Origin of the sequence: Mesorhizobium sp. LMG 17147, assembly GCF_024297145.1 — a bacterium.
Lineage (GTDB): Bacteria > Pseudomonadota > Alphaproteobacteria > Rhizobiales > Rhizobiaceae > Mesorhizobium.
Genome location: NZ_JANCTC010000008.1, coordinates 260983 through 286935 on the forward strand (window position 1 = coordinate 260983; position 25953 = coordinate 286935).

Consider the following 25953-nt stretch of genomic DNA (forward strand, 5'->3'; position numbering starts at 1 on the left):
ATTAGAAGGCAAGCACGGCCCGCCCCGGAGCCATGCGACATGGGCCTCGCCGCTTAGGGCCGCTCGCGTCCGCCGCCACAGCGCTTCTCCAGACGGCTTATGCTGTCCACCGTCACATGGCGTGCGTTCTCAATCCGAATCACCCCGTCAGCCCGCAATCGCGTCAGTTGGCGGCTCACGGTTTCGTTGGTAATTCCAAGGAAATCAGAGATTTCGGCACGCGTCAGCGGCAGATCGAAGGACGCAGACCTGGAAGCCGCGTCGAGACTGGAATCGATATTCCGGGCCATCATGAGGAGAAAACTCGCCACCTTTTCCGGAGCTGTCTTGCGCCCCAGCGTCACCATCCACTCGCGCGCCTCATCGAGTTCATTCAGCGTCTGTTTGAGCAGGCGATGCTCGAATTCCCGTGACGCCTTCATCATCCGTTCGACGGCCGCTCGCGGAAACGAGCACAGCGTGACTGCTGTTGCCGCTTCCGCATTGATCGAGCTTTCCACCTTGAAAGGACGTCCCAGAAAATTCGGTGCAAACTGGAGACCGACGATCTGCTGGCGCCCATCCGACAGGCTCTTTGATAGCTTTACCACGCCTGAAAGCACGTTCGAGTAGCTGTCGACGTTCTGTGCCTCGCCGGTCAACTCCATTCCTGACTCGATCCGGCGACGCGAGCAAGTCTTGGCGAGCCCAACCAAATTGTCTGGATCGAGCGCACCGCAGACACCGCGACGCCGTGCCTCGCAAGGGAGGCAAAGAACAGGAATGCCGGAAGTATGAATGTCTTGCCGAAAGGTCATGCGTTCGCTTTACCCGATCCTAACTGCCGGCAGGATACCCATCCAGGGTAGAGAAGTCCTGCGGCGGTTTGTCCATGCGCGCGGCTGATCGAGATCAGGGTCTGCTTCAGCGATGCGTGCAGTGTTCGGCGGGCAACACGGTGAACGCGAGATGCAATCGGAAATAGCTGTCAAACTCAGCGAGAACGTCCCACGCTACACAAGCTATCCGACGGCGCCGCATTTCCATTCCGGGGTCGATGCTGCCATTTACCGTGGCTGGTTGGAGGCGCTGGAAAGTGGCGACGAAATCTCGCTGTATTTGCACATTCCTTACTGCGACAAGCTCTGCTGGTTCTGCGCCTGTCACACCAAGCAGACGCACCAATATGAGCCGGTGGCCGCTTATCTGCGCTCGCTGAATGCCGAAATCGTCACGATTGCCGGTCTGGTGAGCGGCAAGGCACATGTCCGTGCAATCCACTTCGGTGGCGGTTCGCCAACGATGCTGAGGCCCGATGACATGGTTGCTCTTGGAGCGGCCTTGCGGGACAGCTTCGACCTTCTCCCGGATGCTACGGTCAGCATCGAAATCGGAACCAACGACATGGACAAGGCGCGCCTTGATGCGCTTGCTCAAATCGGCGTAACGCGGGCGAGCCTCGGCGTGCAGGATTTCGATCCGCAAGTGCAAAAAGCAATTAATCGTGAGCAAAGTTTTTTGCAGACCAAGGCAGTCGTCGACGGGGTTCGTTCGCGGGGCGTTGAATCGGTCAATCTGGACCTGCTCTACGGGCTCCCGAATCAGACACGCGAGACGATCTGTTCCACGGTGGCGCAGGCACTGACCTTGGAACCAGACCGGATGGCTCTGTTCGGCTACGCACATGTGCCCTGGTTCAAGAAGCATCAGACGATGATCGACGAGGCATGGCTGCCGAGTCCCACCGAGCGTTTCGCCCAATCTCAACTCGCGGCGCGGGCAATTGTCGCCAAGGGATATGAGGCAATAGGACTCGATCATTTCGCGAAGCCCGACGATGCGCTGGCCATAGCGGCCCGCGCAGGGGTTTTGCATCGCAATTTTCAGGGCTACACCGAGGATCGCTGCCCGACACTGATCGGACTTGGCCCTTCGTCCATCGGTCGTTTTCGCCAAGGCTACGTGCAGAACATGGCTTCGACTGCCGGGTACGGGCGCATGGTTGCGGATGGCGGGTTGGCTGCCGTCCGGGGCGTTGCCCTTTCCGACGACGATCGCGTCCGTGGCTGGATAATCGAGCGGCTGATGTGTGATTTTGCCTTCTCGGCAGTCGATCTGGTGGAGCGGTTCGGCAAAGCCGGCGAGAAGCTCCTTCATCGCTCGAGGTCCATCGCCCTCCACGATCCTGCCCGAGCGCTTGAATTCGATGGCGACAGTTTCGTCGTACGGGCTGAAAGTCGCCCCTTCGTTCGAACCATCGCGGCCAAGTTCGATACATATTTCAAAGGGGGAACGGCGAGGCACTCGGTGGCGGTCTGAGCAAAGCACAGTGCGCTCGCCGTTTGGTCGATCGCGAACCAGCTGCGTTTCATTTTGACCGCTCATAGGCGACTACCGCATCCAATCGAAAATGCAAACTTAGGCTGTTGCGCGGTATTTCCTTCCACATCCTCTCTTACGCATACCTGCATTCCAAGGTGTTTGATCCTATGCTTCGCGAGGAGCAGGTAGGCCGCGACAGCTAGGCAATGTTCCAGCTGCCTCTAGCGGAGGAGTCACGATTTTTCGGCAAGCTCCGTCGGCAGACCTTCTTTTCGGGCCTTGGCAAAGGCTCGGTCGCCTTCCAGAAACGCCGCCAGCATGAAAGGGATGAGTTCTGCCACGGTTTCAGACTGACGATAGGTCTGACGGTAAAGTGCAGCATACTCCTTGAGTGTTTGGCCCAGCTCCGCGCTGACGGTAATGGTGATCTTCGAAGCTGTTCGGTCTGGAAGCTTTCCAAGTTTCAGGTCAGCCATGGTAACTCCTGCTCAACTCGCGTATGGCCGCAGCACGATGTCCTTGTGCACGATGACGCGCAGTGGCCAACCTGGGCGGACGATGATGGTGGGCTGGATATTGAGGTTTTTTTCGGTGATGCGCTGGCCGGCTCGACTGGCGTTCTGCTGGGCTGATTCCCGGATCGCCTTGACCAGATCGCTCTCGTTTTCGCCGAGGCTGAATTCCGTGCCGACACCGAGCAATGTGGCAAGCGCCACCCCCTTGATCAGCTGCCAGGTGTGGAAATCGACTTTGTCTTCCAGCCCTGCGTAGCCGGCGGTGTCGCTCGCGGGCAGATTGTCGATTTCGACCGACGAGCCGTCGGGCAGCAGAATGCGCTGCCAGACCAGCAGCGCTCGCTTTTGCCCGAACGCGACGACGCTGTCGTAGACGCCGATAAGACGTGAGCCCTGCGGAATCAGCAATATGTTGCCCGTGACCGTGTCGTGCACATTCTCGGTGACTTGCGCGACGACAAGGCCCGGCAAATCGGAATTGATGCCGGTGATCAGGCTGGCGGCAATCACGCTGCCAGCCATCAGTTGATACGGCGAGATCGGCGTCTGCAGCGCATGCGGATTGTAGATCCCGCCAGTGCTCCGCTGGCTGAGGAAATCAAGCTTTCGCTGCTGATTGTTCTGGTCGCCTTCCGCCGGCGCCACCGAGGCTGACGCGCGTGCTGCTTCGGATTGGGGAAGTGCCTCAAATGGATGCTGAGCAGTTTGCACGCTCTCACCGACATCTGTCTGTTGAGCTCGATTTTCGACGCGGAAAAGCACCTGCGATTCACGCGCTTCGATCGCCTGCTGCGCTAGACGCTGCTCCTCGGCCGAGATGTCTTGACCCGGCACGATGCCGAGCTGGCGCTGCCGCTCGAGGATGGGGCGACCGAGGTCGCCCGGCAAAGGTGGCCCAAGGACGGGAGGCTTCGGCTTCATGCCGGAATAGTCATGGGGAAGCGTATCGAGTCCCTCGACGGTTGGTTTGCGCTCAGTGCTGTAGGGATCTTCCGCCTGATCCCTGATGCGAAGGGCCGGCCCCTGGAGCGCCATCATGGCAACGCCGAACACAGCGCCGGATCCGAGCGCTGCGATCGCGATGATCACACCGCGCCTGAACCGCACCACGCGGCGGGGAGAGGCCCGAAGCTGCAGTTCCTCGGGATCCAGTTTCGGCGGGATGCCAGAGCGGGAATTTTCGATCATGAGCCCTCACCTCACCGGCTGGAACGCGAAAAGAGCGAGATCCGCCGTAGCGGTTGCCTGTCGTCAATCCTGCTGATGCGGATCACCTGCTGCTGCTTGGTGCCGAGGCGAAGTTCGGCCGCGGCGAAGAGCCGATCGACGATGTAATAGTTGCCGCGCACGCGATAGTTGACGAGCTCGCTGCTCCCATCTGCGCCGACGATGAAGAGTGGTGGCGCCTCGCCCTGATCTATGCGACGAGGGAACTCAATATAGACCTTGCTGCCGTCGTCGAAGGCTCGCGTCGGTCTCCAGGGCGGTGTGTCGCCACTGATCGAGTAGCGAAAGCGAAGGTTTTCGAGCGCGATATTCGACGCGACCGGTGTAACTGCCTCGGCTTGAGCATTGCGCTGGCGAAGCGCGATGATCTGGTCTTGGCTGTAGGTCCAGGAGATTGCCGCCATTGCTGTCTTCTCGGTGCTTTGAAGCTGCAAATGATAGGTCCGCCGGTCCGTCGTAATGACGACATTGGTGGCAAGACCCGGCGCGAAGGGTTTCACCAGAACATGGGTGCGCTGATTGTCACCGGTGCCGCTTGCGGTATCGCCTATGACCCAGCGCACGGTGTCGCCAGCCGACACGGCGGTTAGTTTCTCGCCCGGCTGCAGAGCGATGTCGGTCACGCGCTCCGGCGCGGCATAGAGCTGATAAAGCGCGCCATCGGTGAAGGGGTAGACTTGCACGGCATTAACATACCCGTACTTGGTGGGTTGCTGGGTCGCGGCTTTGTTGGCATCAGCGACGCGTTCTTCAGGGGGGCGCTTGTCCTCGGCCTTGCCGGACTCGGGCTGCAATTGGCCAGGCAGCGGCAGTGGTTTTGGCACCTCGACAATTCTAATCGGCCTCTCCGGCGCCTTCTCGGTCGCGGCCGGTTTGAAGTCAGCAGCGTCATAGGAAATCTCAGGCGGCGGCACCTTCTTCGATGCACAAGCGGAAACGACCGCTGCCGACACCGATAGGATCAGCACGGCACGAATCGGTGACATTTTATCTTTCATTGGTGGACTCCGTCGGAGAAAGGGGGGGTGGGACGGCGCTGTCGAGCTCGCGTGACCAGTCAATGGCGTTGATGAAGACGCCGAGCGGATTCTTGCGCAGCTGATCCGTATTGCTTGGCGAGCGGATCACGATCGTGAGGATCGCAGTCCAGCGCATCGTGCTGGCAAGGCTTCCGCGCTCAAACACCTGCTCGGTCCATTTGACCTGGAATGAACTTTCGGAGGCCCTGACCACGCTGGTGACCTGTACCGAGACACTGCGCGTTCCGATCTGACCGAAGGGGTCGTTCGCCTTGGCGTATTCGTTGAGGAAGAGCGCTGCGCGATCGCTAGCAAAGTCGTAAGCTGCGAACCAGTTCTGCCGTACCAAAACCGGATCGGTGGAAACGGAACGGACATTCTGGATGAAGCGGCCGAGATGCCAGGCGATCTGAGCATCCGAGGGCTCATAATTCCGGATTGCCGGCGCGACGGCGCGCGTCTCGCCGAAGCCATCGACCTCGACGACGTAAGGCACGACACGGCTTTGCATCGACTGCCATACGAGTCCGCCGGAAAGTCCGGTCGCCAAGGCCAGGCACCCAAGGGCCATGAGCCGCCAGTTCCTGGCCTGCAGTCGAGATGAGCCGATGCGCTCGTCCCACAGCTGGGCGGCTTTTTGATACGGCGTGACCGGTTCGGGTGTTTTGCCGTAACGGTGCACGGGTCGCTTGAAGAGCATCTAGTCATCCTTGTCGTTGAGAGAGGGGTTGGCGCTGCCTCCCGGCCGGTCTCCGTCTCGGACAGCTTGCATGGCAGCGTGGCGATGTGCACGGGCGGTCTGTTCAGAACGTAGGCGCCTTGCCCACGTCGGCGCCGAAACAGTGGCCGAACCGGCAGAGCGCTCGGTCATTGACGCGGTCGGCGTGCCGCCGGTCGCGGTCCACGCGGCATCGCGCCCGGCATCGGCGTTGCGCCCAACACTTGCAGTGGCGGATCGCGCTACGCGTATAGCGGCGCCGCCAGCGGCACTGGTTACACCATGCATTCCAGCAGCCACACCGGAGAGGCCAACGTCGGGCGAGGTTGCGCGCCCGATCTGCCAGGACGTGGAAGCAGCCGATCCCATTGTTGTGCCGGCGCGGATGGCGGCGAGACCGCCGCTGGTTGCCATACGCGCGCCAGAAAATGCCGTGCCTCCAGCAACGAGTGATACACCCGCTGCCGCCGCGGTCGTGCCGAGGGCGGCGCCCGCGCCAAGCTGCGGTGCGCCTGAGACAAGACCCGACGCGATCCCCGGCCCAAAAATGCCAAGGCCAAGCAGTGCCAGTGCGCCCAGTACCTGGGACATGGCAGCGGCCAGATCCGGCTCCTTGCCTTGCAATGCGGAAGCGAACTCCCCGAAGAGCGTGGAGCCGATGCCGACAATGACGGCGAGCACCATCACCTTGATGCCTGACGAGATAACATGGCCGAGCACGCGTTCGGCCAGGAACGCTGAACGGTTCCAAAGTGCGAATGGAACCAAAACAAAACCTGCCAGCGTGGTGAGCTTGAACTCAAGGATGGTGATGAAAAGCTGGATGGAAAGGATGAAGAAGGCGATGATGACCAGGAACCAGGCCATCAGCAGCACGAAGATGGTCAGTGCGTTGCCGAAGATTTCCGGGAAGCCCAGGAGCTGACTGGCTTGGTCAAGCATTGGCCAAGCACCTTCGAAACCGGTCGCGGCAATGCGGCCCGGGCGCAGGAGATTGTCTGCCGACAGATTGCCGGCCGACGCATTAATCCCGAGACCGGCAAAAGAACGATAAATGATATCGGCGAGGTTCTTGAAATTGTTCAGGATGAAGGCGAAGACGCCAACATAGAGCACCTTGCGGACAAGCCGGCCGAGAACGCTGGTCTCCTCGCCGAGCGCCCACGCCAGGCCGGCAAGTGTGATGTCAATGCCGATCAGAATGGTAGTGAGGAAGGCGACGTCGCCCGAGAGCAGACCGAACCCGCTGTCGATGTAGCGGATGAAGGTCTCCATGAAGCGATCGATGACGCCAAGGTCGTTCATGCCGCTGCCTTCCTCGTCGTGATGAACTCGTGATTAATTGCCGGGATAAGCCGAGCCGGTACCCAAGAATCGCTTCGTCATCTCGCGGGCGGCTTCCTCTGACTGGGCCTTGCGGGCGGCATCCTCGGCCTCAGCTCGAAACTGCGTTGCGAGCAGCGTCTGGATCTGCATCTGCTGCTTTGTCGAAAGCGCTATCAGCTGGTTGGTGGCCTGGCTTGCCTGAAGCGCACCGGCCGCCCCTTGGCTGCGGTTGACGAGATCGGCGAGCAGATCGCCGTCGGCGCGGACGTTCTCGACGATTTGCGACTGGACCCCCATGGTCTGGCGGAACGCCTGCATGGCGCTTTGCCAACGCTCGCGCGCAGCACTCGCCACATCGCTGACCTTGATCGTGGCGTCGTAGCTTTCCGGATATTGGCTGCGCCACTGGTCTTGAAGCTTGCCCAGATCAAAGCTGAGGCCACTCGCCTGGTCCATCAAGCCGTCGATGCGATGGAGCGAACCGGTGAGTTGGCCAACGGAAGAGAAATCCAGACGCTGAAGATTGCGCGCCATGTTCTGCAGCATGGTCGCCTGATTCTGCAGCGACTGGATCTGGTTGTTGATCTGCTCCAGGGCGCGCGCGGCCGTCAGCACGTTCTGCGCATAATTGGACGGATCGAACACGATAAGGGCGTAGGCGGGCTGCACATAGTCGGCCATAGGCTTGGCGATCAGGGAAACGGTGATCAGGCCGGAGAGAAGGCGTCGCCGCATCATGCTAATTGCTCCTTGTCTGGTTGAGGGAATTGCTTGAGAAGTTCGCCGGCCCAATCGAGGCCGCGCGCGATCAGGAACTGCGAGGCAAAGCTGCCTTGCCCGTCTTCGGACAGGATCCTGTCGATCAGAGTCTGCGTGGCCGGATCGGAAGCACCGCAAAGCGCAAGAGCGATGGGGCCAAGCCCGAGCTCGAACAGACGGTTGCCGCGGCGCGATTGCAGATAATACTGACGCTTCGGCGTGGCGCGGGCGATCAATTCGATCTGCCGCTCGCTTAAACCGAAGCGTTCGTAGGCTGTGCGCGCCTGGGGTTCCACGGCACGATCATTGGGAAGGAAAATGCGCTGCGGGCAGCTTTCGATGATTGCCGGCGCTATGGCAGAGCCCGCGATATCAGCCAGCGACTGCGTAGCGAAGACAACCGACACGTTCTTCTTTCGCAGCACCTTCAGCCATTCGCGGATGCGGGCGGCGAACAGCGGATTGTCGAGATAGACCCACGCCTCGTCGAGCATGATCAGCGTGGGCCGTCCGTCGAACCGTTCCTCAAGTCGCTGGAACAGATAGGTAAGCACCGGCAGCAAAGCGCCTTGGCTGTGCATCAGCTCCTCGGTCTCGAAACACTGCACATCCGACAAGGCCAGCCCATCATGATCGGCATCGAGCAGGCGGCCGAAGGGACCGTCGAGCGTGTAGGGCATCAATGCGGACTTCAGCGCATTGGATTGAAGCAGGACCGAAAGGCCGGTCAGTGTGCGTTCCTGCGCCGGCGCGGTGGCAAGGCTGGCCAGCGCTGACCAGATAGCCTCCTTCACCTCCGGCGTGACGGTGACGTTCTCGTGGGCAATAAGGCTGGCGATCCATTCGGCCGCCCAGCTTCGGCTAGCCTGGTCGTTGATGCTGCGCAGTGGCTGAAAGGCAAGGGAACCGTCCGCTCCTAGCGCGTGGTGTTCTCCACCCATGGCAAGTGTTGCAGCACGGGCCGAATTGCCTTTGTCGAAGACATAAACCTGGGCGCCGGCATAGCGCCTGAACTGCAGAGCAATCAGAGCAAGCAGAACCGACTTGCCGGCGCCGGTCGGACCAACAGCCAGCATGTGGCCGACATCTTCGACGTGGGTGGAAAGCCGAAACGGTGTCGACCCGCTGGTCTCGGCAACGAGAAGCGGTGGCGCTTCGGTTTGGGTGACTTTCGCGAGATACTCGTTTGTCGCAGGACCGGCCCAAACCGACGACAGCGGCATGAGATGGGCAAGGTTCAAAGTATGAACGAGCGGTTGGCGAACGTTAGCGTAGACATGGCCAGGCAATGAGCCGAGCCAAGCCTCGACCGCATTGACGCCTTCTCGGATCGTGGTGAAACCGATCCCATTGATGATGCGCTCGACCGCGCGAAGCTTCTCTGCAGCGGCTTGGCGATCCTCGCCCCACACCGTCACGGTCGTGGTGAGATAGCCGAAGCTCACATGATCGCCGCCCAATGCCTGAAGGGCTTCGTCGGCATCGAGCGCCTTGTTGTCGGCATCGCTGTCGACAAGCGGGACCGGCTCGTTGGTAATGACCTCGCGTAGGATTGCCACGATCGATTTGCGCTTGGCAAACCACTGCCGGCGCAACCGCGTCAGCGTCTTCGTGGCTTCCGTTTTCTCGAGCGGAATGAAGCGCGTCATCCAGCGATAGGCGAAATCCTGATGATTGAGGGCATCGAGAATCCCGGGCCGGGTGAGGTTCGGAAAGCCGAGGATGGTCAGTGTGCGAAGATGCTGCTCACCCAGCATCGGCTCCAGGCCACCGGCAAGCGGCGCATCGACCAGGATGGCATCCAGATATATCGGCGTTTCCGGGACCATGATAGGATGGCGTCGAGGCGAAATCGTGCCGTGGAGATAGGTCAACGTCTGAGCATCATCGAGGACGCGTACTTCGGGCATGAAGCCCGAGAAGAGATCGAGCACGCGGTTGGTCTCGTCACGGAACCTCGCCAGATCCTGGCGCCAGTCTCTTTCTCCTTGGGAATAATGAGAGTCGACGAGCGCGCTTTCCGCGCGCGCCTGGGCGTCGGGCGGTGGCATAAACACTAAGGTCACATGATAGCGGCTCTCGTAGTGCGCTACCTTCCCCTCGAAAGCAGCGCGGCGTTCTTCGTCGACCAGCCACGACGCGGCGTCAGGAAAATGCGAGTTCGGATAGCCCAGCGCTTCTATGCGCTCGGCCTCAAAGAACAATGCCCAGCCAGAGCCAAGGCGTCTGAGAGCATTGTTCGCCCGGCCGCAAATGCCGACGAGTTCAGCCTCCGTCGCACTTTCGAGATCCGGGCCGCGGAACCGCAACGTCCGCTGAAAGCTGCCGTCCTTGTTGAGCACGATGCCGGGCGCCACCAAGGCAGCCCAGGGTAGATGGTCGGCAAGCCGGTCGGCTTTGCTTCGATATTCCGAAAGGTTCAGCATGCAAGCCACCCCTTCAGACGAAGGTGGCGCACAAGCACGCTGGCGAAGTCCGGATCGCGTCTTGCGGCAAAGACCGCTAACGAGTGGCCCGCGATCCAAAGCACCAGACCAGCAATCCATTGCTGCAAGCCGAAGCCAATGGCCGCGGCCACTGTACCGTTGAGGATCGCCACCGCGCGCGGAGCCCCGCCGAGCAGGATCGGCTCGGTCAGCGCCCGGTGGACCGGTACTGCGAAGCCCTCGATATGCTGCTCCCCGGCGGCCATCAGACGAGCGCCCCACCACCGAAGGAGAAGAAGGAGAGGAAGAAGCTCGATGCCGCGAAGGCGATCGACAGACCGAAGACGATCTGAATCAGGCGCCGAAAACCACCGGCGGTGTCGCCGAAGGCAAGCGTCAGGCCGGTGGTGATAATGATGATCACCGCAACGATCTTGGCGACCGGTCCCTGCACCGACTCCAGGATCTGCTGCAGCGGCTGCTCCCACGGCATGCCGGAGCCGGCCGCATAAACGGGGGCCGTGATAAGAAACGCGAGCGCTGTGGACGAAAGAAAGCGAAGCTTCTTGCGCATGAGGAAGGCCTTTCAAAGCTGCTGGAGTTGCGAAAGCGTGAGCGGGGCAACGGCGTAATCGCCGCTGCCGTCGAGACCGGTGACCTCGGCGATTGCGTCGATGTGGCGCGACGAGCCGCGGCCGGCGATGAAGACGAGCAGGTCGACGGCATCGGCGATGAGGCGGCGGGGAACGGTGACGACTGCTTCCTGTGCGAGCTGCTCGATACGGTAGAGTGCGGAGCGCGCCGAATTGGCGTGAACCGTGGCGATGCCGCCGGGGTGCCCGGTGTTCCATGCCTTCAGCATGTCGAGTGCTTCCGCACCTCTTACTTCGCCGACGATGATGCGGTCGGGCCTGAGCCGCAGCGTTGAGCGCACGAGATCGGCAAGGGTGACCGAGCCCCGCCTCGTTCTCAGGGCAACGCAGTCCCTGGCCGCGCACTGCAGTTCGCGCGTGTCCTCGATGAGGATCACCCGCTCGTCGCATTCTGCGACCTCCGCCAGCAGCGCATTGGCAAGGGTTGTCTTGCCCGAAGACGTGCCGCCGGCGACCAGGATGTTGCGCCGCTCGCGGACTGCCCTCTTGAGCACATCGACCTGCAGCGGCAGCATGATCCGGTCCGCGACATAGTCGGCCAGCGTGTAGAGCTTTGCCGCTGGTTTACGGATGGCAAAGCATGGCGCGAGCACGACCGGCGGCAGCAGACCCTCGAAGCGCTCGCCCGACGGCAGTTCGGCACTGACAATCGGATTGTCCGCGTGCGCCTCGACCCGCACATGGGAGGCGACCAGGCGGATGATGCGTTCCGCCTCGGACGGGTGCAGATGCACGCCCGTATTGACTCGGCCCTCGCCCAGCCGGTCGAGCCGCAGCGCACCGTCGGGATTGACCATCACCTCGATGACGGACGGATCGGCAAGGGCTTCGGTGATTGCCGGACCCAGGGCGGTGCGCAGCATGACACGCCGCCGGTGGTCGGCCTCGGGATGAGAGCTCATCCTTCCCCTCCCCCACCATTGTCTTTGCTAAGCGACCTTTTGCCGGAAGCGATCTGGCGGCCGACCTGCTCAACGAATTTGTCAAAACGCTCCTGGGCAATCGCCTGGGTCGCCCTGTCCGGCACAGGCGTGTGGGCATGAAGCGTGATCGAAAAGCGGATGAAGAGCGCCAGACTCTCCAGGATCACCTCGGCATCGCGCCTGACGTGGGCAAGGTCGCGGGAGAGCCGGTCAAGCCTTACGCCGTAGCGCCGATCGAACTCGTTCTCGCCACGCCGCTCGATGAACGCCTCGACCGCCTTCGCCACGATCGCTGATTTGGTCGTTGACGGATCGCGACTGAGGTTGTCCAGTTTCTCGCTGAGCTCCGGCTCAAGCAGAAACTGATGGCGAATGCGGTGGGGCTTCATGCGGCTCGTTCCGACGGCCCGGCGTTGCGCCGGCGACGGGAGAAGGATCGGCCAGACGCTCAAAATTGCTTATGGCCGTTATCTACGCTGAGATGCGCTCTGCAACTCAGCGGACTTCAGAAGCCGGGAATGACATCCTTGTCGTCGCCCCTGCCCTCGTTGATACCGTAGGCGCGGGCCGCAGTGGAAATCCGATCCATGACACGCTTGTCCGCGAGCGCTTCGCTGTCATCGTCTGCGGGCTTCAACAGATCGGCCTGATCGGGCTCTTGAGAGACAACAACGTCTTCTACGGGCAGGCTTGGATGGCGTTGCTGCTGAACGCCTCCCTCGTCTTCAACTGGCGCGTCGGCGCTTTCGTCGTCCGCAGCAAGTCGGCTATCGACGCTGCACACTTGTCCAGTCCAGCCGTCCGGGCGTGATGCAGGGCAGTCCGCATAGGGACCGTCGCGCAGCACCGGCGCAGGCAGCACCCGGTCTGTGAAATTCTGATCCTGATAATAGCGCAGCTTCTTGGCGCGGATCGGCGGCAACCCAGAAACCAGGACCAATTCGTCTGACGGCGGCAATTGCATCACCTCGCCTGGCGTCAGGAGCGGGCGCGCGGTTTCCTGGCGGCTCACCATGACATGCGAAAGCCAGGGCGCAAGCCGATGGCCCGCATAGTTGCGCATCGACCTAAGTTCGGTTGCGGTGCCGAGGGCATCCGAGATGCGCTTGGCCGTGCGTTCGTCATTGGAGGAAAAGGCAATTCGCACGTGGCAATTGTCGAGAATAGCATTGTTCTCGCCATAGGCCTTTGAAACCTGGTTCAAAGATTGTGCGATCAGATAGGAGCGAATGCCATAACCTGCCATGAAGGCGAGCGCCGTCTCGAAGAAGTTGAGGCGACCGAGCGCCGGAAACTCGTCCAGCATCATGAGCAGTTGATGCTTACGGCTCTTCTTCGGGTCCCCCTCCAGGCGCTCCGTCAACCGCCTGCCGATCTGGTTCAAGATCAGTCGCACCAAAGGCTTGGTGCGCGAGATATCCGAAGGCGGCACGACCAGATAGAGCGACAGCGGTCGCTCTCCATCCACTAGGTCAGCGATGCGCCAGTCGCAGGACGAAGTGGCCGTCGCGACCGTTGGATCACGATAAAGCCCGAGAAAGGACATGGCGGTCGAGAGGACGCCTGAGCGCTCGTTCTCCGACTTGTTCAGGAGTTCGCGAGCCGCCGAGGCCACTACGGGATGGACCTGAGGGTTATGCCCCGTCCCGAGATGGTTTGTCGTCATCATCCGCTGTAGCGTTGCGGCAAACGAGCGTTGCGGGTCCGACAGGAAGGTGGCGACGCGGGCCAGCGTCTTTTCCTCTTCAGCGTAGAGCACGTGCAAAATGGCGCCAACTAGGAGTGAATGGCTGGTCTTCTCCCAGTGGTTCCGTCGCTCCAGCGCGCCCTCGGGATCGACGAGGATGTCGGCGATGTTTTGAACGTCTCGGATCTCATCTGGGCCTTTGCGTACCTCCAGCAGCGGGTTGTAGCGTGCCGATCTCGGGTCGGTCGGATTGAACAGAAGGCAGTACGAGAATTTCGACCGCCAGCCGGAGGTCAACTGCCAATTTTCGCCTTTTATATCATGAATGATGGCAGACCCGGTCCAGGAAAGTAGCGTTGGAACAACCAGCCCCACGCCCTTGCCCGAACGCGTCGGCGCAAATGCCATGACGTGCTCCGGGCCGTCATGGCGCAGATAGCGATCGTTCAGCCTACCGAGGAAAACGCCCGCCGGCCGTAACAACCCTGCCGTCTCGACCTCATGAGTCGTGGCCCACCGTGAAGACCCATAGGTCGTAACCGACCCGCGCTGTCGCGCGCGCAAAAGCGAGCCAGCGATTGCGGCGGCACAGCCCAGGAATCCGCTGGCGCCTGCAAGCGTACCGGCTTTGTCGAAGACCTCCGGCGCATAAGCATCGAAGTGGAACCACCATTCAAACAGCTTCCACGGCTTGTAGATTGGCCAGCCGGCGAAGAGAAACCATGGTGCGCCGAGAGGCGTCTGGTAGGTCAGCATTTGAGCGCACCATTGGGTTGCCGTCCATACGCCGATAATGACAATTGCGCACACAACGGCGATCTGCCCGATCAGTAGCTTCGTAGGTGTCATCGGCTTGGCCCGCTGAACAACGCGACCTAGCATCGCGCGGCGCAGCCGGGACAGGAATGTTCCTCACATACGATTTGGGAGCAATGAACGACTTCCTACGTATCAGGTCGGTCAGCACGCGTGTTGCGCCTTCACGCGACACCATCCGCCACTCCATCCTTTCCATTCACCCTGAGGCCCGGCGCCGCCGACAGTTGCGTGACCGCTCCTCCGCAAAGTTATCTTCTGCGTTCAGGGAGCCACGGCGCCTGGGCTGGCTGATGAACACCGTCCGCTCGCGCATGTGGGGTCGAATTGATTTGTGCCCAAGTGGAGGCAGGCTCGTCTTCCAACAGTTGCCGCAGTTCCCCTGGCTCGAACGCCATCATCGGTGGGGAAGCGGGTTCATCCTCCAACAGTTGCCGCAGTTCCCCTGGCTCGAACGCCATCATCGGTGGGGAAGCGGGTTCATCCTCCAACAGCTGCCGCAGTTCCCCTGGCTCGAACGCCATCATTGGTGGGGAGGCAGGCTCGTCCTCCAACAGTTGCCGCAGTTCCCCTGGCTCGAACGCCATCATTGGTGGGGAGGCAGGTTCGTCCTCCAACAGTTGCCGCAGTTCCCCTGGCTCGAACGCCATCATTGGTGGGGAGGCAGGCTCGTCTTCCAACAGTTGCCGCAGTTCCCCTGGCTCGAATGCCATCATCGGTGGGGAGGCGGGTTCATCCTCCAGCAGCTGCCGCGGCTCTTCCTCGTGCGGCAAGCGCCTCCTTAGCCGGTCTTGCAGCGCCTGCCGATCGGCAACGAGGTTGTCGAGGGGCAGCGGCTCGTGGTCTGGCCGCTGCCCTTTCACCAATCGTTCAACCAGCGCCCACGTGCCCTCCAGGACAAACACGCCGCAATCATAATGGTTCGTCTGTCTGGCCATGGGGGCTGGCGCCAAGGTGGCATTCAGCAGTCCTGCGAGCTGTTTTGCAGGCACGTCGTTATATCCCTCTCGCTGGAGGGAGTCGTAGTGATAGGCGAACCGCCTTTCCGGGTCGCGGCGATCAACGAGCAGCAGCGACCAATGGGTGCCGGGGCTAGTAGCCGTGCCATTATTCACTGGCAAGAACAGGAAGTCGGCTGTGGCGTTGTTTTGATTATAGATGGACTGCAATATGCCTCGAGCGTCTTGCGGCGACGTGTGTCGCAGTAGATGGGATACGGAAGGATCCACCAGCCGAGTCCGGGCAGCGAGCGCCGGATTGATCCCCTGCAGTTGCCCCTCCAGCAAATTGTAATCTCTCTGGATATGGGCGTCGCTCAGCCATTCGGCGGCGCCGAGCACCCGCCCCGTTGCAACGTTGGACGGGGCTGTCGGATCGAGCGCCCCGATCTGAGCCCCAGAGGAACTGGTAGTCAGTGTGGTCACATCAACCAGTGGAAGGCCGCGGTAGGTGCCTGGCAGCCTAGCGGTTGCTGGCGAGGCGGGTTGGGGAGCTCTTGCCGGTGCCGCTGGCCCAGCTTCAGCAGCGGCCCCAACGCGCCTGGTGACTGCGTCTGCCGGATGAGCAGAAAGGACAGTTTCGCGCCCGAGCACAATGCGCGGCAGGATATCCCGGAGGTGAGCCAATGCAGAACTGATACTTAGCCTATTACCATAGGAGACAGCCTTGAAGCTCTCAACATCTTTATCCAGCGATTTGTCGTGAATCCGAGCCGCAATCCCAAGCTTGTTATTTTGACGCAGGTACTGACTAAAATGTCTAAGAAAATTTGTATAGCCGCCCACGGTATCTGGATTCCGTCCGGTCGCAGGCGCTGCCAGGTACTCCTTGGTCGAAGCGGCTCTGTAATTTCTAATGAGCTCGGCATCGTCAGGATAGGGGATCACGACAGGGCGAGCCATAATCTGGGCTCCGCCTGTCGACTTCTTGAGGTAACGCAGTGCGCCAGCCACGGTGGAGGAACCACCCGTACTCTCGTACTCCTTGAGATCCTGATCCAGCGACGAATGGTAAAGCCGAGCAGCAAACCCTGGCTTGTTGTTTTGAAGGAGCCACCGACTAAAGCCGAAAAGAGAATTTACATTGTAAGTGACCGTGTTCGCTTTGGCCTTACCCGCGTGGAATGCTGCCCTCAGCCCTTCGATAGCGGTCGCATCGTTGGAATAGACAGGACGCTTGTCGGCACCGTCGGGGACTACAATTGGACGATCCGGCTGCACTGTCGAGGGCATCGACCCACCACCTCCGGGATGCGGTGCTGGGGTGGATTCGTGCTCATCCCTCTGCCTGACGAGCTGCGCCTCACATTCCGGTGTAGCCACCTTATGAGGATCCTGCATCGGTTCGATCCCCTCCATCTCCTGCTGCAACCAAGCCAAAGCTTGGCGAGCGGCCTGCGCGGCTTCATCAACCGCGGAGGATGTCTCCACACCTCTGGCGGACGCCGGCAGAGCCTGCTCCGCCCGCCGTCGAAAGAGCTCTGGCGAGGCGGATTTCTCCGCCCACAATCTGGGCTGCGTAGCGAGTCCCCGTCCAGATTTATGTGGCACCGCCTCGCTTGGCAGCGGGCTGCTCCTGTCCCGTGCAGCTACCAGCTCCTCCGGGGCGCCCTGGTCGCCGTGGCGCCAGTTCAAGTGAGGGACGGCCTCTCCAAAGTCGGGCGCTTGGTGTTGGTGCGCGGTTGGGGCGAGAGACAATGGTAGATCGGTGCCCTCCTTATAACCTACCGGCAGGAGCTCCTCTGGCCAATCGAATCCCTGCTGTGGTGCGGTATGCTGAGCAGCGTCGCCACGGGGACGAGCCTCCATGCTGACCGCGTTTTCCAGATGATTCCCGAGTATAACGCGCGGCGGGTTCTTGCGGAGATAAACCAGCGCAGATTCGATCGGAGCTCCACCATTAGAGGAGGCGGCCTTGTAGCTCTCAACATCTTTATCCAGCGATTTATCGTAAATGCGACCCGCAATTCCGAGCTTGTCATTTTGACGTAGGTAATGACTGAAATGGTTAAGAGCAGTTGCGTAGCCGCTCGCGGATCTGAAATGTCTGGTGAGCGCGGCGTCGTCAGGATGGGGGTTCAGGACAGCGCGACCCACAATCGGGCCGGCTCCGCCCATCGACTTCATCAATTGACGCAGTGCGCCAGCCACGGTGGAGGAACCACCCCTACTCTCGTACTCCTCGAGATCCTGGCTCAGCGACGGATGGTAAAGCCGAGCAGCAAGCCCTGGCTTGTTGTTTTGAAAGAGCCAACGACTAAAGCCGAAAAGAGAATTTGTGCTGCGAGTGACCGTGTCCGGCCTGGCTTTACCCGCAAGGAGTGCTGACTTCAGCCCTTCGATGGCGGTGGCATCGTTGGAATAAACAGGACGCTTGTCGGCACCGTCGGGGACCACAATTGGACGATCCGGCTGCACTGTCGAGGGCATCGACCCGTCGAGATGCGGTGCTGGGGTGTATTCGTGCTCGTCCCCCTGCATCACAAGTTGCGCCTCCCGTTCCGATGTACCCACCTGATGGGTGGGGAGTTGCATCATCACGCGAGCGCCTGAGTTGCCAACCTCACCTGGTTGCCGCTCAGTGACAGCATGCTGCAGATTGCTTTGGATCCTCTGCCTCTTCGTTGGTCTCAACTCACCTTTACCATGCGAGCCATTGACGAGGACCTCCTCGCCTGGCGCACCCATCAACTCGTCCGCCGCCTGCAGTTCGCCCAAGTGCTGCTCAAAACCGGCTTGGCCGGCCTGTCCGCTTGCTCGTGCGGTACGGCGTGCTGCACCTGCAGCCAAGCTGCCACGATGAATGTCTAGTTTGTACGGGTGCACGCTATCCTCACTTCCACAGATCACATGAGCAACCTACTCAGGCAAGCTTTCGAGAGGCTGACGAGGTCCGCCGCCGCGGAAGGCGAAGGCTGGTTTTCTGCTCAGCGGTTGACGGCCTCGCGTGTTGCGGCCGCGCCGGGTATCACGCCAATCAATCTGAATAGTCGATGCGTCAAACGAACCAGGATGGGATTTTCGTAGCGGGGCTGCTCTACTCACTCTTGTCCTGAGGGCAGAATTCAACCATATCGCCGAGCAACTGGATGCCGATTGGATACCCGATCCGGAAAGCTTCAGCTCCTATGTGACGCGATGATGAGGCCTGGTCTCGCAGCGGCATGCGTTCCGAGAGATGCTGCACCAGGTACGAGGCGACCTTATCCAACAAGGCACCACTTGCGCTGTTTTGTGGAGACGAGCGTCGGCATGCATCCATGCGGGTGCTTGAGTGGTGAAGACTCTGAACGACGGTTCCTATGGCGCTGCCGGCGCAATCAGCTGCTTGGGGACGCGTGACGCAGATCAAAGCTCCCCTTGCCGAGCACGGAGCAGGCGAGTGAGAGAGCAGATGAATAGGCGTGTCGCCAATATTTTCGCATTGCTCTAATCGATTATAGTTGTGAGGAGCAATTTGAGACCATTTACTTGCGGCTCAAGTCACCCATAAAAGAAGGCAAGCACCGATTCGGTAGCTTATCCCCTGTCTTTCGCGTACTCGCGGCCGTGGCGCCGGGTGAACGATTGAAGACCGCCGGTCTCACTCGCAGGTGGGTGCCAGGGCGTGGGGCGGTTGGCAAGCCACAGGAGTAGGACAATGTCGAAGGATTCGGGTAAGGGCGATAATCACGGCGGCGGACCGGGCAAGATCGAGATCACGGTGGTGGTGAACGGCCAGCCCACGCAGGTCGAAGCCAATCCCAACCAGCCGCTTCACGTCATTCGTACCAAAGCCCTTGAGAACACGCAGAATGTCGCCCAACCAGCCGAGAATTGGGAATTCAAGGATGAGGCCGGCAACTTGCTCGACGTCGACAAGAAGCTTGGCGATTTCGGTTTCCCGAATACTGTGACCCTGTTCCTCAGCCTGAAGGCGGGCGTCGCAGGTGCCTAAACCCCAAAGTGTGGATCCGGAGGTCTCCCGAGCGAAGTTTGATCGGGAGATCGGCCGGTTCCGGCCATATGCTGATGTCTATCGGGCTCAGGGCTGCTTCTTGATCGAGGCGACTTTTCCGCGCGCTTTCTTCATTTTCGCCAGCCCCAAGTTAAAGCCACGGGTGGTCAGCGCAGCGAGCGAGGTCGACTTCACCGACTACGACCTAAGACCACCGTCCGTGGTCTTCGTCGATCCGTTTACGCGTGATCCGATTGCCCGGAAAGATCTATACCTGAAAATGCTTAGACGTCCGCCGCTGCCCGGAACGCCGCCGGAGATGATAGGAGCTCTCATCCAGCAGAACGCCGTGCCGCTGACGGACTTCATCCAGGCCAACAGTCCCGAGGACGAACCATTCCTGTGCATGGCGGGCGTCCGGGAATACCACGACAATCCAGCCCATTCAGGTGATCCATGGCTACTTCATCGGGGTTCTGGCGAAGGCTGTTTGGCCTTCATCCTGGACAAGATCATCAAGTACGGAATCGTTCCTATAGAGCAGTTGCAGATTCAACTCCAACCGACAATCGTAGGAATGGTGGTATCCCCTCAGGCGATACAAGAATGACTGGTTTGAGAGATGTAACGATCGTGACTCTCCCGCGCGGCTGCATCTCGACCACGCATGGGCATCTGCGCTCAGTTGGTCGCGAGGGCAATGAGGGGATGGCACTTTGGGTCGGCGTTCAGGAAGACCGGCACTTTGCCGTAACAGAGACGGTTATCCCGGCGCAGCGTCACATTCGAACAAACGATGGCGTTTGCGTGATCGTTGCGGCCGAAGAACTGCACCGGCTCAATGTCTGGCTCTACAAAAGCGGCCTGAAACTCTTGGCCCAGATTCACAGCCATCCGGGCCGCGCCTACCATTCGACGACGGACGACGCTTATGCGGTTGCTACCACGGTTGGGTGTCTGTCGCTGGTGGTGCCGAATTTCGCCCGCGAGCCTTTCGATTTTGCTCGGGTCGCCGCCTATCGGCTTGACGAAAAGGCCAAATGGAATGCGCTCCCTCCCGCGGCACTGTCGCGAATGATCATGATATCGAGTTGAACAATGGCATTCGCTAACTTCATCGATCGCGCCGCCACGGCGGCATCTCAGGTCCTGGCCGATTTTCATCTGGGAGACTTCAAAGCAGCTCTTGAAAAGCAGGTCGTGGCAGTCGCCTTCGACCATCAGGCCGCTTCCTGCGCCGAAGGCCAGGCGACATTAGATCTTGCGGTGAGATTGCTCGCTAGGCTCTACCCGGTTCTGGCGATACTCCCGCTGGACAGCGCGGCGAGCTCTCAAGCCCAAGCGCTGGAGCGCTTGGCAAAGTCGATCAATCCAAAAGTCGGCATCCGGCGTTCCGGCAAGTCTGCCACCGTCTGCGTCGTTGCAGGGGTAACGCGCCCATCACTCCGGTGCCCGATCTTTTTCGTGGGATCGGACGGTTGGGCGGCAAAGCTGTCGCGTACGGACCCGGTGGGCTCTGGCCCAAGTCTGCTGCCTTATGGAGCTGGCGCCGCCAGTTGCTTCGGCGCCGCCAACGTCTTTCGAACTATCTTCGCCGCCCAGTTGACCGGCGCCGAGTTGGACGAAACCATCGACCTCTCGCTATGCAGCTACGACAAGACCAAAGCCGGGGAGGCTGGCCCGATCGACTTTCCAGTCGACCTTGGCGAAACCCACCTCGTTGGGCTCGGTGCGATAGGCCATGGCTCGCTTTGGGCGCTAGCGAGACAACCCGATCTCAAGGGTCGTCTGCATGTAATCGATCACGAAGCGATCGAACTCTCAAACCTGCAGCGCTACGCATTGGCCGGCCAGGCGGAGATCGGTATGTCCAAGGCGGTTCTTGCAGCCACCGCCCTTAGATCGACTGCCCTTGAGGTCGAGGCGCACCCTCTGACGTGGGCAGAATATGTTGCGCGCCGGGGCAATTGGGTCTTCGACCAAGTGGGTGTGGCGCTTGACACCGCCGCCGACCGTCTGGCTGTCCAAGGTGCACTGCCGCGATGGATCGCAAACGCTTGGACGCAGGAGCACGATCTCGGTATCTCCCGGCATGGTTTCGATGACGGCCAGGCTTGCCTTTGTTGCATGTACCTGCCATCCGGAAAATCCAAGGACGAGCACCAGCTGATTGCCGAGGAACTCGGAATACCGGAAGCACACGAGCAGGTGAAAACGCTCCTGCAGACCAATGCCGGAGTTCCCAACGACTTTGTAGTTCGCGTGGCTACAGCGATGGCTGTGCCGTTTGAACCGCTAGCCCCGTTTGTCGGCCAGCCCCTGCGCTCCTTTTATCAGCAGGCTATCTGCGGCGGTCTGGTGTTCCAGCTTAGCGAAGGAAGTCGCCGCGTTCGAACTGTCGTTCCGATGGCCTTTCAGTCGGTGCTTGCCGGGATTATGCTTGCCGCGGATTTGGTCAAACATAGTGCGGGGTTTCCCATGAGCCCGACGACGAGCACTCGGGTGAATCTTCTGCGCCCCCTTGGCTCTCACTTGCACGATCCGAAGGCCAAGGACTCCAGCGGCCGCTGCATCTGTAGCGACGACGATTTCATTGCCGCTTACAGGCGCAAATACGGCGAGCCCGTTGATCAGGTAAGCGATGTCTCGGCCGCCTAAGCAGACGCGCACCTCTCCGTGGACGCAGGGGGCGCGGCTTGTGGGCGTGACCATGGGCGCCATTATGACACGCTTGGCCCGCTCCTTTGCCCGCCTATCGTCCTCCGCGCATGATCCCTGACACCTCCTTGCCGACGTGATGATCCAGCACCAGCCGCCATGGCACCAGAGGCTGGTCAAACCTCCGTTGTTGGCCGGTTTGGACAGTGCTGCATCAGGTCTCGACCGACGTCTCGACAGTCAGGGCTGCTTCGACGGGTGTGAAGATGTCAACATCGACCCCAGGCGCCCGAATCGTCACAATCAGGGCGTACCGAGCCAGAGCGTCGACGCGTTCCAGGTAAGGCTTCTCCTTCCACCAGCCCCCGACCGGGAACACGCCGATCGCGTCACGCTCGGCGAGATCGGCGGCGCTGCCCGACCAGAAATCGGCGTGCAACGAGCCGCGATCGCGGAAGGTGCCGAGCAGCCACTCTTCTCCGCCTCCAGCAGGCGCCCCTTCCTCCTCGTCCCGAGCGGCCTGATTGATGCGGGCTCGGAATTCGTCGACTGTCTCGGTCGCTGACTTTACTCTGAACCGAAGACCATGGGACGCGTAACGATGCCGGCGGGTCCATCCGCGTTCACCGGGGTTGGGTTCGATGAAATAGGACAGCGTGACGCGGAGCTCGACCTGGGCAGCGCCGAGCGCCGCGAGCTGCTCCTTCGGCCAAGGCAGGCGATGCAGCTTCATGTCACGCGTTTTGGCAGCCGCGCCGCCCTCGCGCTGGAAAGGCTGAAGCTCATCTTCAACGATAAGCGTGAGGTCGTTCACCGTTGACAGAAGCGCGCGCCCAAGATCTGGCACGCCATAACCATAGCGCCGCACGAGCGCCTGGATCTCGCCCTTCGCTCCGTTGCACGCATCGATGCGTGCGCGCATCGCCGGAGTCCATTCGGCCGAGTGGACGATCAGGGCGCGAACCGTTTCAGGCCACAGCTCGGGGCGCGCTGATAGAATTAGTCCCGCCATCCGTGCGGCATGGGCCGTTGCCGCGCTCGTATCTCCGAGGGTGGTGAAGTGGCGCAGTTCGGGTCGATAGAAAGTGGTCAATATCTGCAGATCGTCGATCGGCTCGCCAGGCAACACACCGTCATGGGCGAGATTGCCGCCTTCGAAGACGACCTCGGGCTTCACCGGCCACTGCCTGTCCCAAACGACCGAAGTGCGACTGCGCGGCGAGAGCTCGCCGACCGGCGCGATCGGAGCGTAGCCCGCAAAGTCGGTGTCAATGATATCGACCTTTTCTGTGAAAGCGCCGACCGTCAGCGCATTCCAGGCCTGAGAAGGATCATCGACTGCTTCCAGATCGTTGCGCGTCAAATGCTCGGCCGGCATGAGGTCATCGCCGATGTTGCCGGCAGAGAGAACGATCAAGCGTCGCTGTTCCTCTTCGAAACAGAGTTGGTCGATAGCGGCAGACCACGATGTGGGCCTTCCACGCGCCGGACTGGCGCTTGTCACAGCCATTGCGATCGCGCGGCGGCGCTCCGGCGCCTGCACCTCGGCGCGGGCGATCGCTTCCGCGGTGATCGCGCCATAGAGTTCTGGATCGTTTGCCTCGTCTTCTGGCGGAAGGATACGAACACTCTCCAGCCGAAAGGGCAATGGAACTGGATCGCCTCCGACCAGGAGCGGGACCAGATCACCGTACAGGCCGACACCTGCCATTCGCGTCCCGTGGCCGCTCCACGCAGGTGTGTCGTCGCTGCCCCATGCCGGTTTGACGGTGTGCCAGTCTTCAACGGCAAGTGCGGGTTCGATCAACGGGTGGGTGCGACGCACGCCGCTGTCGAGAATGCAGACCGCAATATCGGTTGAGGCGGTCTGACGCGCCCGAGAAGCTCGTCGCTCCAGTCCCTTTGCTCCGCGCCGCCAAGGCCCATGAAGAAGGACGGCGTATCCTTCGCGCGCCGCAGCTCGGCGACGACATCGCTGTGCGCAATCATGCGGTCGAGCATTGCCGTGCTGGCGAGTGCCAGCATGACCACCCGCTCCGGAAACCTGACCGCATGCGTGCGCAAAGTGATGTTCAGGGCTTCGGCAATGTGCTCGAAGTTCTCGCGGCGACCGTCGCGCAGCCAGACTTCCCACCACACCTGCTCGTCAGCGGCCTGGGGGAAGAGGTCGTCGTGGTCGGTAAACAACGATCGTGCAGTCGCCAGCCTGACTGTCTCCATGCGGGAGACGAGCGGCTCGTTGCGCGGTCTGCCGCGGTCAGTGTCAACGTCTCGATACGCCTCGACTTTCCGCAAATAATAGGCTTGCGCGCTTTGCGGCAGGAACACCGACGCTGTGATGGGAGCACCGGGTTGAGTTGGCTCATGGACGGCGACCAGCTCCATGTGCTGGCGACGATCGGCCAACTGGTCGAGGGCCGCCCGTCCGGACATGGGCAGATCGATCTCGAGATAAAAGCCAGGCGTGCCGACCGACAGCTGGGGGTCACGCGCCGCAATCTGCTGGCGTGCACTTTCGACCGCTTGTTCGATGGATTGCGTCAAGGCCGCAGCATGCGACGCCCGATCACGCGCCGGCAGCGGCGGTGCATGTATAAGTTGGTTGGGCCGCCGATAGGCTTCCCGAATGCCGTTGTTGCGAAGGTGGATATGGGCGCGGTCGCGCGGAAAATCGTCTGCCATTATGATCTGTGCTGTCGCTACTCAGACAGCGAAGCCTGCCGGCGTTCCTTCAGAGCGTCGATGAGCGCTTCCGAGGTGATCCGCTTCCCCCCCCGCAATATGATGGTTTTTGCAGCGTCGTCGGCCGCGCGGGTGATCTCGGCCTGCGACAGTCTCTCTGCCTGAGAGATCGCCTCGTTCCAGGCAAGCCCTCTGGTGTCGAAGCGGTCGAGTCGAGCCCGAAGCAGCGCCTCGATAATCGGCCGATCGGGCACGGCGTATTCGATGACATCGTCGAAACGGCGGAACAAAGCTCTGTCGAGCAGCTCGGGATGATTTGTTGCCGCAATAATCAGGCTGTGGCTGTCGTCTTGCTCGAGAAACTGCAGAAACGAATTCAGCACGCGCCGAATCTCGCCAACATCCTGGCGTTCGCCTCGACGCGCGCCGATGGCATCGAATTCGTCAAAGAAGTAGACGCCCCGCGTCGCCTGCATTGCATCAAAAACAAGCCGCAGCTTTCCGGCAGTCTCTCCCATGAACTTGGTGATCAAACCATCGAGGACGATCGTGAAAAGGGGCAGATGAAGCTCCCCGGCCAATGCCGATGCGGTCATCGTCTTGCCTGATCCTGGCGGGCCGACCAGAAGCAGTTTGCGACGGGGAACAAGCCCGTGCTCGCGCAAGCTTGCTTGTTGGCGCTGCTCTCCCAGCACGCGGTGCAGGCGCGAGCGCAGACTGTCCGGCAAAATCATGTCGGTCAGTCGCAGGTCCGGATAGCGCACATGCAGGAGCCCTGCGAGCTCGCCCTTTGGCTGAAAAAGGGGAACCGGCCGACTGCTCTTGGCAATCCGGGCGTCCCTGCTCTTGGCTGCGTCGACCAGATCCTTGAGCTCCTGAGCAAGCTTGCCATGGCCTTGACGTGCCTCATGCGCAGCAAGCTGCATCGCGATAGAGAGGAAACGATCCTCGTCGCCGGCAATGTGGCTTTTAAGCAGCGTCACGATATGGCGGGCCGTGGTCATGGCTCTCTTCTGGGGTATCCGTTTACTTGGCGAAGCGCATGCAACCTAAACGCTTTCAACGGCGATTTGTATCGCGCAATGGTGTTTTTTCTCTTGTCGATGTTCGCCCGTGGCAACTTCAGCGGTGAACTGTTGCGCCGCGGTCATAGGCCAGCCGGAATAACGCCGGCCAGCAGACAACAGTCCGCATCTTCGAGCGCTCGAAGTCTGGCCACTCACGCAGCGTGTCGGGTCCGAACGCTCCAAAGCCGCCCCGCCTGGCAGGTCCATGCGACCGATTGCGGGCGTGCGGCCATAAGGTCTA

At 60.8% G+C, this 25953-nt stretch carries 20 protein-coding genes and 1 pseudogene; 5 read left to right on the top strand and 16 right to left on the bottom strand.

The features are described from left to right. Window positions 1-53: 53 nt before the first annotated feature. Window positions 54-797 (bottom strand): Crp/Fnr family transcriptional regulator, encoded by a 744-nt coding sequence (locus tag NMG46_RS17635; RefSeq protein WP_091595785.1) that lies wholly within the window; start codon window positions 795-797, stop codon window positions 54-56. A gap of 151 nt (window positions 798-948) precedes the next feature. Between NMG46_RS17635 and hemN the strand changes: the two genes are divergently transcribed. Next, on the top strand, window positions 949-2298 hold the full coding sequence (hemN, locus tag NMG46_RS17640; protein WP_091595897.1) for an oxygen-independent coproporphyrinogen III oxidase: 1350 nt from the start codon (window positions 949-951) through the stop codon (window positions 2296-2298). A gap of 236 nt (window positions 2299-2534) precedes the next feature. Here hemN and NMG46_RS17645 read toward each other — a convergent pair whose 3' ends face one another. The 13 genes from NMG46_RS17645 to NMG46_RS17705 all read right to left on the bottom strand — a co-directional run bounded on the left by NMG46_RS17645 (window position 2535) and on the right by NMG46_RS17705 (window position 18086). Continuing rightward, window positions 2535-2777: a DUF2274 domain-containing protein gene (locus NMG46_RS17645; RefSeq protein WP_029354949.1), complete on the bottom strand. Its 243-nt coding sequence runs from the start codon at window positions 2775-2777 to the stop codon at window positions 2535-2537. Window positions 2778-2789: 12 nt separating this feature from the next. Continuing rightward, the gene (locus NMG46_RS17650; protein ID WP_091595787.1) at window positions 2790-4004 is read right to left on the bottom strand and encodes a TrbI/VirB10 family protein; all 1215 of its coding nucleotides are present in this window, start codon (window positions 4002-4004) and stop codon (window positions 2790-2792) included. Window positions 4005-4015: 11 nt separating this feature from the next. Continuing rightward, the gene (trbG, locus tag NMG46_RS17655; protein ID WP_254818901.1) at window positions 4016-5041 is read right to left on the bottom strand and encodes a P-type conjugative transfer protein TrbG; all 1026 of its coding nucleotides are present in this window, start codon (window positions 5039-5041) and stop codon (window positions 4016-4018) included. Continuing rightward, complete coding sequence (trbF, locus tag NMG46_RS17660; protein ID WP_095520370.1) at window positions 5031-5762, bottom strand: conjugal transfer protein TrbF; 732 nt, start codon at window positions 5760-5762, stop codon at window positions 5031-5033. Before trbF ends, trbG begins: the two co-directional genes overlap by 11 nt. After that, on the bottom strand, window positions 5763-7085 hold the full coding sequence (gene trbL / locus NMG46_RS17665) for a P-type conjugative transfer protein TrbL (protein ID WP_091595791.1): 1323 nt from the start codon (window positions 7083-7085) through the stop codon (window positions 5763-5765). 33 nt (window positions 7086-7118) lie between these two features. Then, a complete protein-coding gene (gene trbJ, locus NMG46_RS17670; protein WP_091595793.1) occupies window positions 7119-7844 on the bottom strand; it encodes a P-type conjugative transfer protein TrbJ in 726 nt (241 codons plus the stop codon). Next, window positions 7841-10291, bottom strand: coding sequence for a conjugal transfer protein TrbE (trbE, locus tag NMG46_RS17675; protein ID WP_029354937.1), 2451 nt, complete (start codon window positions 10289-10291; stop codon window positions 7841-7843). Before trbE ends, trbJ begins: the two co-directional genes overlap by 4 nt. Beyond that, window positions 10285-10557, bottom strand: a complete 273-nt coding sequence (locus NMG46_RS17680; protein WP_024502852.1) for a VirB3 family type IV secretion system protein — start codon at window positions 10555-10557, stop codon at window positions 10285-10287. Before NMG46_RS17680 ends, trbE begins: the two co-directional genes overlap by 7 nt. Beyond that, a complete protein-coding gene (locus NMG46_RS17685) occupies window positions 10557-10865 on the bottom strand; it encodes a TrbC/VirB2 family protein (protein WP_024502851.1) in 309 nt (102 codons plus the stop codon). Before NMG46_RS17685 ends, NMG46_RS17680 begins: the two co-directional genes overlap by 1 nt. Before the next feature lie 12 nt (window positions 10866-10877). Beyond that, a complete protein-coding gene (gene trbB / locus NMG46_RS17690; RefSeq protein ID WP_091595797.1) occupies window positions 10878-11846 on the bottom strand; it encodes a P-type conjugative transfer ATPase TrbB in 969 nt (322 codons plus the stop codon). Next, window positions 11843-12256 (bottom strand): CopG family transcriptional regulator, encoded by a 414-nt coding sequence (locus NMG46_RS17695; protein WP_029354930.1) that lies wholly within the window; start codon window positions 12254-12256, stop codon window positions 11843-11845. The genes trbB and NMG46_RS17695 overlap by 4 nt, the downstream gene beginning before the upstream one ends. A gap of 116 nt (window positions 12257-12372) precedes the next feature. After that, window positions 12373-14403 (bottom strand): conjugal transfer protein TraG, encoded by a 2031-nt coding sequence (locus tag NMG46_RS17700; RefSeq protein WP_254818902.1) that lies wholly within the window; start codon window positions 14401-14403, stop codon window positions 12373-12375. 218 nt (window positions 14404-14621) lie between these two features. Then, entirely contained in the window at window positions 14622-18086 is a 3465-nt protein-coding gene (locus NMG46_RS17705; RefSeq protein ID WP_236370632.1) for a Ulp1 family isopeptidase, read from the bottom strand. A 922-nt stretch (window positions 18087-19008) separates the two neighbouring features. On the opposite strand from NMG46_RS17705, the gene NMG46_RS17710 reads away from it, so the two are divergent. The 4 genes from NMG46_RS17710 to NMG46_RS17725 are packed head-to-tail and all read left to right on the top strand — an operon-like array spanning window position 19009 to window position 21963. Beyond that, on the top strand, window positions 19009-19305 hold the full coding sequence (locus NMG46_RS17710; protein WP_024505654.1) for a DUF2604 domain-containing protein: 297 nt from the start codon (window positions 19009-19011) through the stop codon (window positions 19303-19305). Beyond that, the gene (locus NMG46_RS17715) at window positions 19298-19915 is read left to right on the top strand and encodes a putative metal-binding protein (RefSeq protein ID WP_091595799.1); all 618 of its coding nucleotides are present in this window, start codon (window positions 19298-19300) and stop codon (window positions 19913-19915) included. Before NMG46_RS17710 ends, NMG46_RS17715 begins: the two co-directional genes overlap by 8 nt. After that, window positions 19912-20400, top strand: a complete 489-nt coding sequence (locus NMG46_RS17720; protein ID WP_091595801.1) for a Mov34/MPN/PAD-1 family protein — start codon at window positions 19912-19914, stop codon at window positions 20398-20400. Before NMG46_RS17715 ends, NMG46_RS17720 begins: the two co-directional genes overlap by 4 nt. Window positions 20401-20403: 3 nt before the next feature. After that, window positions 20404-21963 (top strand): E2 ligase fold family C protein, encoded by a 1560-nt coding sequence (locus NMG46_RS17725; RefSeq protein ID WP_091595803.1) that lies wholly within the window; start codon window positions 20404-20406, stop codon window positions 21961-21963. 214 nt (window positions 21964-22177) lie between these two features. On the opposite strand, the pseudogene NMG46_RS17730 reads toward NMG46_RS17725, so the two are convergent. Continuing rightward, a pseudogene (locus NMG46_RS17730) lies at window positions 22178-24645 on the bottom strand (S8 family peptidase). 17 nt (window positions 24646-24662) lie between these two features. After that, entirely contained in the window at window positions 24663-25649 is a 987-nt protein-coding gene (locus tag NMG46_RS17735) for an AAA family ATPase (RefSeq protein ID WP_095488552.1), read from the bottom strand. Between the last annotated feature and the right edge of the window lie 304 nt (window positions 25650-25953).

Excerpts from the sequence above, each read along its gene's own strand:
- hemN (WP_091595897.1), top strand. The coding sequence starts at position 949 with ATGCAATCGGAAATAGCTGTCAAACTCAGCGAGAACGTCCCACGCTAC.
- NMG46_RS17680 (WP_024502852.1), bottom strand. The coding sequence starts at position 10,557 with ATGGCCGCCGGGGAGCAGCATATCGAGGGCTTCGCAGTACCGGTCCAC.
- trbB (WP_091595797.1), bottom strand. The coding sequence starts at position 11,846 with ATGAGCTCTCATCCCGAGGCCGACCACCGGCGGCGTGTCATGCTGCGC.
- NMG46_RS17695 (WP_029354930.1), bottom strand. The coding sequence starts at position 12,256 with ATGAAGCCCCACCGCATTCGCCATCAGTTTCTGCTTGAGCCGGAGCTC.
- trbF (WP_095520370.1), bottom strand. The coding sequence starts at position 5,762 with ATGCTCTTCAAGCGACCCGTGCACCGTTACGGCAAAACACCCGAACCG.
- NMG46_RS17685 (WP_024502851.1), bottom strand. The coding sequence starts at position 10,865 with ATGCGCAAGAAGCTTCGCTTTCTTTCGTCCACAGCGCTCGCGTTTCTT.
- trbL (WP_091595791.1), bottom strand. The coding sequence starts at position 7,085 with ATGAACGACCTTGGCGTCATCGATCGCTTCATGGAGACCTTCATCCGC.
- NMG46_RS17700 (WP_254818902.1), bottom strand. The coding sequence starts at position 14,403 with ATGACACCTACGAAGCTACTGATCGGGCAGATCGCCGTTGTGTGCGCA.
- NMG46_RS17720 (WP_091595801.1), top strand. The coding sequence starts at position 19,912 with ATGACTGGTTTGAGAGATGTAACGATCGTGACTCTCCCGCGCGGCTGC.
- NMG46_RS17645 (WP_029354949.1), bottom strand. The coding sequence starts at position 2,777 with ATGGCTGACCTGAAACTTGGAAAGCTTCCAGACCGAACAGCTTCGAAG.
- trbJ (WP_091595793.1), bottom strand. The coding sequence starts at position 7,844 with ATGATGCGGCGACGCCTTCTCTCCGGCCTGATCACCGTTTCCCTGATC.
- NMG46_RS17710 (WP_024505654.1), top strand. The coding sequence starts at position 19,009 with ATGTCGAAGGATTCGGGTAAGGGCGATAATCACGGCGGCGGACCGGGC.
- trbE (WP_029354937.1), bottom strand. The coding sequence starts at position 10,291 with ATGCTGAACCTTTCGGAATATCGAAGCAAAGCCGACCGGCTTGCCGAC.
- NMG46_RS17635 (WP_091595785.1), bottom strand. The coding sequence starts at position 797 with ATGACCTTTCGGCAAGACATTCATACTTCCGGCATTCCTGTTCTTTGC.
- trbG (WP_254818901.1), bottom strand. The coding sequence starts at position 5,041 with ATGAAAGATAAAATGTCACCGATTCGTGCCGTGCTGATCCTATCGGTG.
- NMG46_RS17735 (WP_095488552.1), bottom strand. The coding sequence starts at position 25,649 with ATGACCACGGCCCGCCATATCGTGACGCTGCTTAAAAGCCACATTGCC.
- NMG46_RS17725 (WP_091595803.1), top strand. The coding sequence starts at position 20,404 with ATGGCATTCGCTAACTTCATCGATCGCGCCGCCACGGCGGCATCTCAG.
- NMG46_RS17650 (WP_091595787.1), bottom strand. The coding sequence starts at position 4,004 with ATGATCGAAAATTCCCGCTCTGGCATCCCGCCGAAACTGGATCCCGAG.